This is a genomic window from Comamonas sp. GCA5 (assembly GCF_036541385.1).
GTDB classification, from domain to species: Bacteria; Pseudomonadota; Gammaproteobacteria; order Burkholderiales; family Burkholderiaceae_C; genus Comamonas; species Comamonas aquatica.
This window is the reverse complement of record NZ_JAZHFR010000131.1, coordinates 1-5,837: the sequence shown is the minus strand read 5'-3', so window position 1 is coordinate 5,837 and position 5,837 is coordinate 1. Positions and strand designations below refer to the sequence as shown.

The 5,837-nt window shown below is 67.1% G+C and carries 4 protein-coding genes, 3 tRNA genes and 1 pseudogene; 1 reads left to right on the top strand and 7 read right to left on the bottom strand.

The genetic code is table 11. The features are described from left to right. The coding region (locus tag SJH88_RS18200; protein WP_274755281.1) for a hypothetical protein at positions 1-236 on the top strand (236 nt) is incomplete at its 5' end. A 99-nt stretch (positions 237-335) separates the two neighbouring features. Here SJH88_RS18200 and SJH88_RS18195 read toward each other — a convergent pair. The 7 genes and pseudogenes from SJH88_RS18195 to SJH88_RS18165 all read right to left on the bottom strand — a co-directional run. Beyond that, positions 336-411 (bottom strand) — tRNA-Lys (locus tag SJH88_RS18195). 45 nt (positions 412-456) lie between these two features. After that, positions 457-532, bottom strand: a tRNA-Lys gene (locus SJH88_RS18190). Between the two features lie 36 nt (positions 533-568). Next, positions 569-644, bottom strand: a tRNA-Lys gene (locus tag SJH88_RS18185). Positions 645-727: 83 nt separating this feature from the next. Beyond that, positions 728-1,645, bottom strand: a complete 918-nt coding sequence (locus SJH88_RS18180; RefSeq protein ID WP_045267370.1) for an NAD(P)-dependent oxidoreductase — start codon at positions 1,643-1,645, stop codon at positions 728-730. A gap of 208 nt (positions 1,646-1,853) precedes the next feature. Further along, positions 1,854-2,402 carry a VUT family protein gene (locus SJH88_RS18175; RefSeq protein ID WP_045267369.1) on the bottom strand — a complete coding sequence of 183 codons (549 nt, stop codon included), beginning with the start codon at positions 2,400-2,402 and terminating at the stop codon, positions 1,854-1,856. A gap of 24 nt (positions 2,403-2,426) precedes the next feature. Then, a pseudogene (locus SJH88_RS18170) lies at positions 2,427-4,207 on the bottom strand (NAD(P)/FAD-dependent oxidoreductase). A 153-nt stretch (positions 4,208-4,360) separates the two neighbouring features. After that, positions 4,361-5,837: SbcC/MukB-like Walker B domain-containing protein (locus SJH88_RS18165; protein WP_274755280.1), on the bottom strand; the 1,477-nt coding region annotated here is incomplete at its 5' end.

Genomic DNA, 5,837 nt, shown 5'->3' with positions numbered 1-5,837 from the left:
ACCGTCCACAAAGAAGGAGAGAAACAAAACCTTATCCACATCTTGAGCCTTACGGCTCAAGCCAAAGGGTGGGTCAGTTTGAGATGGAAATTGCGGGTCAGTTCTGCGTGGAAATCAACAGATGCATAAAAAACGCGTTTGGGCCGGTTTTTTTATGCCTGTTGCACGGTGGTCATGTGTGCGCTGTTGGGAAAAGCATAGCGGCTGGCACTGATCTGCTCGTTGTTGAAGCCTGATGCAAGCGCCAAATCCTTGTGGTGTCAGCGCGGGTAGCTATGGATTTCACGAGGGCATAACAAAAAAGCCGTCTTGGTCACAAGACGGCTTTTTGTGTTTGGTGGGCCCTGAGTGATTCGAACACTCGACCAACGGATTAAGAGTCCGCTGCTCTACCAGCTGAGCTAAGAGCCCTTCGCAACCGGAAGGATCACTGCGCGGCGCAGTGAAGAGAAAACTTGGTGGGCCCTGAGTGATTCGAACACTCGACCAACGGATTAAGAGTCCGCTGCTCTACCAACTGAGCTAAGAGCCCGACTGGATCAACCAGATCGCTGCTTGGGAGGGGAAGTGGTGGGCCCTGAGTGATTCGAACACTCGACCAACGGATTAAGAGTCCGCTGCTCTACCAGCTGAGCTAAGAGCCCACTTCGTTGCCAATCAAGCAAGATCGCTATTATGCACCAAAAATTTGGCGGCCTCGGGAAAATACGGTCTTTTTCCCGCCGATTTACTGCATCGCGTTGCGGCTGGCCAGCTCCACGAACAGGCCGCTGTGGTCCAGATCGCCCAGGCCATGCTCCACGCCGTCGGCATACAGCTGCTCGAACAGGCTGGTGATCGGGGCGTCAAAACCGATCTCCTGGGCCGTGGCCAGGGCGTTGCGCATGTCCTTGAGCTGCACCGTCATCTTGCCGCGCGCGGCAAAGTCACGTTCCACCATGCGCTGGCCGTGCAGCTGCAGGATGCGGCTGTCGGCAAAGCCGCCGGTGATGGCCTCGCGCACCTTGGCCGGGTCGGCACCGCCCTTGGCGCACAGCAGCAGGGCTTCGGCCACGGCGCCGATGCTGATGCCCACGATCATCTGGTTGGCCAGCTTGGCCAGCTGCCCGGCCCCGTGCGGGCCCACGTGCGTGGCCCGGCCCAGGGGGGCGAACAGGGGCTGGGCGGCCTCGAAGTCTTCGGTCTTGCCCCCGACCATGATGGCCAGGCTGCCGTTCTCCGCCCCCACGGTGCCGCCGGAGACCGGGGCATCCAGGTGGCGCAGGCCGCGCTCGCTCAGGCGGGCGGCATGGTCGCGGGCTTCGCGTGGCTGGATGGAGGCCATGTCCACCACCAGGGTGCCGGCGCGCATGCCGTGGATGGCGCCATCCTGGCCCATGCCGAACAGCACGTCGCCCACGACCTGGCCGTTCTCCAGCATGCTGATCACGTAGTCGGCCTTGATGCAGGCCTGGCGCGGCGTGTCATGCACGAAGGCGCCGAGCGCGGCCAGGGGCTCGGCCTTGGCGCGGGTGCGGTTCCAGGCATGCACGACATGGCCGGCAGCCAGCAGGCGCCGGGCCATGGGCACGCCCATCAGGCCGCAGCCCAGCACGGCGATGCGCAGGCCTGGGATAGGGGAGGGGGTCAAGGGTGTCTCCGTCATTGTTGTCGTCGGCATGGCGCCGAAAAACCAGCGCCAAAAGATGCCAGGACGCAATCATGAGGATTTTTTTTCACACAGGCTTGCAAATCGCTTGCAAGCGCAGTGCATAAAAGTAACGACTGTATGAACTTGCGCAGACTGGGTCACGCCCGGCGCAGGCGATGGCCGGCCGCTGCGTGCCGCCCATCCTGGATGGGCGGTTGCCCGCCTAGGCCGACGGGGCGGCGTTGGTGGTCGCGCGCGTGCCAATCAGCAGGCGGAACGGCAGCAGCAGGCACACGGCCATGACCAGCTTGACGCCCAGATCGCCCAGCGCCCAGGTGACCCAGGGCAGGTCTTCACCGGCAAAGCCCACGCCCCAGAAGACGCCGGTGTCCAGCACGGCGGCCAGCACGGTGGCGATCAGCGGTGCGCGCCACCAACGGCTTTGGCGCAGGCGGTCGAACACCGCGATGTCCAGCATCTGCGACAGCAGGAAGGCCAGACCGGAGGCAGCCGCAATGCGTGCCGGCGCCAGGATGGCCGATGCGGCCACGGCCACGGCAAAGCCGACCCAGGCCACCCGCCGCGCCTGGGCAGGGCCGAAGGCGCGGTTGACCAGCTCCGTCACCAGGAAGGCAAAAGGGTAGGTGATGGCGCCCCAGGTCAGCCAGTCGTTGATGGCGTACTGCACCAGGATGTTGGACGACAGCACGACCACGCCCATGGCCAGTACGGCCAGGGTCAGTTGCGAACGGCTGGGGTGGGGGTAGCGCATGGTGGTGCTTCCTTTGCGGCGGGCTCAGTAGGCGCCGGAGTTGCGCACGCCGGACGAGGGCACGTCCAGGCCGAGGATGGCGCAGGCCACGGCCTCGCCCACCTTGATGCCGTCCACACCGGCCGACAGGATGCCGCCCGCGTAGCTGGCGCCTTCGCCCGCCGGGTACAGGCCGCGGGTGTTCACGCTCTGGAAGTTGGCGCCCCGGGTAATCTTCACGGGCGAGGAGGTGCGCGTCTCCACGCCGGTCAGCACGGCCTGGTGCATGTCGTAGCCGCGCAGCTTCTTGCCGAAGGCCGGCAGGGCTTCGCGCATGGCCTCGATGGCAAAGGCCGGCAGGGCCTGGTGCAGGTCGCCCCAGGTGATGCCGGGCTTGTACGAGGGCGGCACGTGGCCCACCTCGCGCGATGGCCTGCCGGCGACGAAGTCGCCCACCAACTGGCCGGGGGCGTTGTAGTTGCACCCGCCCAGCTCGTAGGCCTTGGATTCCAGCTGGCGCTGGAACACCACGCCGGACAGCGGGTGGTGGCTACCGGGCGACTGGTGTTCCACGCCATAGGTCTTGCCGTCGAAGGCCCAGGCGAACGAAGCTGCGTCCTGCGGGTAGTCGCTGGGCTCGATGGCGCAGACCATGCCGGCGTTGGCATTGCGTTCGGCGCGCGAGTACTGGCTCATGCCGTTGGTGACCACGCGGCCGGGCTCGCTGGTGGCGGCCACCACGGTGCCACCGGGGCACATACAGAAGCTGTAGACGGCGCGGCCGTTCTGGGCGTGGTGCACCAGCTTGTAGTCGGCGGCGCCCAGCAGGGGGTGGCCGGCGTGCTTGCCCCAGCGGGCCTGGTCGATCACGCTCTGCGGGTGTTCGATGCGAAAGCCCACCGAGAAGGGCTTGGCCTCCATGTACACGCCGCGTTCGTAGAACATGGTGAAGGTGTCGCGCGCGCTGTGGCCCAGGGCCATCACCACCTGGTCGGTCTCCAGGGTGTATGCCTCGCCCGTGGCCTGGTTGAGTACGTCGATGGCCGTGACGTGGCGCTCCTCGCCCTCACCGGCAATCTGCAGGTCGGTCACGCGCTGCTCGAAGCGGATCTCGCCGCCCAGGCGCACGATCTCTTCGCGGATGCCTTCCACCAGCTTCACCAGCTTGAAGGTGCCGATGTGCGGGTGGGCGGCATACAGGATTTCCGGGGGCGCGCCATAGGTCACGAACTCCTGCAGCACCTTGCGGCCCAGGTGGCGCGGGTCCTTGATCTGGCTGTAGAGCTTGCCGTCCGAGAAGGTGCCGGCACCGCCTTCGCAAACTGCACGTTGGATTCGGGCGTCAGCTCGCGCTTGCGCCACAGGCGCCAGGTGTCCTTGGTGCGTTCGCGCACCGTCTTGCCGCGCTCCAGCACGATGGGCTTAAAGCCCATCTGCGCCAGCACCAGCGCAGCAAACATGCCGCAGGGGCCAAAGCCCACGACCACGGGGCGGTGTGGCAGGTCCGCAGGGGCCTGGCCCACGGGCGTCCAGGCCATGTCGGGCGTGGGATGGACGTGGGGGTGGTCGGCAAATTGTTCCAGCAGCGCCGCTTCCTGGCTGGCGTCGGCCAGGGCGATGTCGACGATGTAGACGGCCAGCAGTTCGGCCTTGCGCGCATCGAAGCTGCGTTTGTGCACATGGACCTGGGCGATCGCATCGGCGGCAATCCCCAGGCGCTCGGCCGCCAGGACGGTCAGGCGGGCGGTGGGCAGGAATTCGGAATGGTTCTCGGGGTGGTATTCCAGGGCCGAGAGCGGGATTTTCAGTTCTGCGATGCGAATCATGGTGGCTTGTACCTATCAAGCAAGGGCAGGCATGGTAGTGCAAAGCGCGGCCCCGCATCCCGCCCGCCCGGCTTGGCCGGGCGGGGCGCTGGGAATCTGCAGGGCACAAATGCATAGCTGCCAGCGCAGGCAGGGCAAGCGCTGGCGGGCTTTTTAGCTGCGAATGCTCAGGCGGGAATGGCCCACGCCACCGCCCTTCTCGACATGGATTTGCGTGGGAATGCGCTCCTTGAGCGCCTCGACGTGGCTGATGATGCCGATCATCTTGCCGCGGGCATTCAGCACATCCAGGGCCGCCAGCGCGGTCTCCAGCGTGTCGCCATCCAGGGTGCCAAAGCCTTCGTCCAGAAACAGCGAATCGATAGAGACTTTGTGGCTCACCAGATCCGACAGCGCCAGTGCCAGCGACAGGCTGACCAGGAACGATTCACCGCCGGACAGCGTGCGCGTGTCGCGCGCCACATCGCCCTGCCAGCGGTCGACGATGTCCAGCTCCAGCTCGCCCGTGGGCTTGCGCCGCAGCACATAGCGCTCGTGCAGGCGCGCCAGGTGCTGGTTGGCCAGCTGCAGCAGGTGGTCCAGCGTCAGCCCCTGCGCAAACTTGCGGAACTTGTCGCCCTGGGCCGAGCCGATCAGGGCGTTCAGGCGCTGCCACAGCTCACTGTCCTGCGCCTGGGCGGCGATCTGCGCCAGCAGGGCCTGCTGGTTCTCGCGGTAACGGTCATCGTCTTCCAGGCGGGCCCGCGTGGCGCCGAGCTGCTCGGTCTGGGTGCGGCGTTGCAGCTCCAGGGCCTCCAGCTGGTTCAGCACCGCCTCGGGCGGCTGGTCCGTCAGGGCCTGGGCCTGCAGCTGCGCCAGCTGCGCCAGCGCTTGGGCCCGCCAGGTGGCTGCCGCTTGCACGGCGTCCGCCAGCGTGCGCTGCCACTGCTGCAGGCGCAGGCGTTCGGCCTCGGGCAGGCAGGCCTGCTGGAAGGCTTGCACATCGGCAAACGGGCTGGCCTGCAGGGCCTGCAGCCAGGCGCTGTGGGCCTGGGCCACGGCGGCCTGCTCGACCTCCGCGGCGCTCTGGGTCTGGGTGATCCGGCCTTGCAGCTGGGCCAGGTGCTGGGCCTGCGTGGCAATCGCCGGGGCGCAATCGGCCAGGGTGGTGGGCAGTGTGGCCGGGTCTGGCGCTGGCGATGCCAAGGCCGTGGGCATGGGGCACGCGGCGCTGCGTTCTTGCCATTGGGCCGCGGTGGCCTCGGCCTGGGCACAGGCCTGCTGCTGCAGCGCCCAGCGCGGGCTCAGCTGCTGTAGCTGTTGCCCGCTGTCCTGCCAGCGCTGCCAGGCGTGCTGCAGGGCGTCCAGCCAGGCGGCGGTGGTGGCCGGGTCGGGCAGGTGCTGGCCGTGGTCTGCCAGGCTGGCCTGCAGCTGCGCCTCCAGCGTGGCCAGTGCGTCGGCCTGCTGCTGCACGGCCTGCTGTGCCTGTTGCACACGCTGCTGCGCTGCGTGCAGGCGCTGTTGCAGGCCGTCGTGCTGGTGGGCCGCGTCGTGCCGTGCCTGGGTCGCCTGGTAGTGGGCGGCCGTGGCGGCGTGCAGCGCCCGCTCGCCGTCCTCGGCCTGTTGCAGCGCGTGCTGCACCGCGTGGGCC

What these genes read in the sequence shown, in the direction of transcription:
- SJH88_RS18180 (WP_045267370.1), bottom strand. Translation starts at nt 1,645, where the DNA reads ATGACGGAGACACCCTTGACCCCCTCCCCTATCCCAGGCCTGCGCATC.
- SJH88_RS18175 (WP_045267369.1), bottom strand. Translation starts at nt 2,402, where the DNA reads ATGCGCTACCCCCACCCCAGCCGTTCGCAACTGACCCTGGCCGTACTG.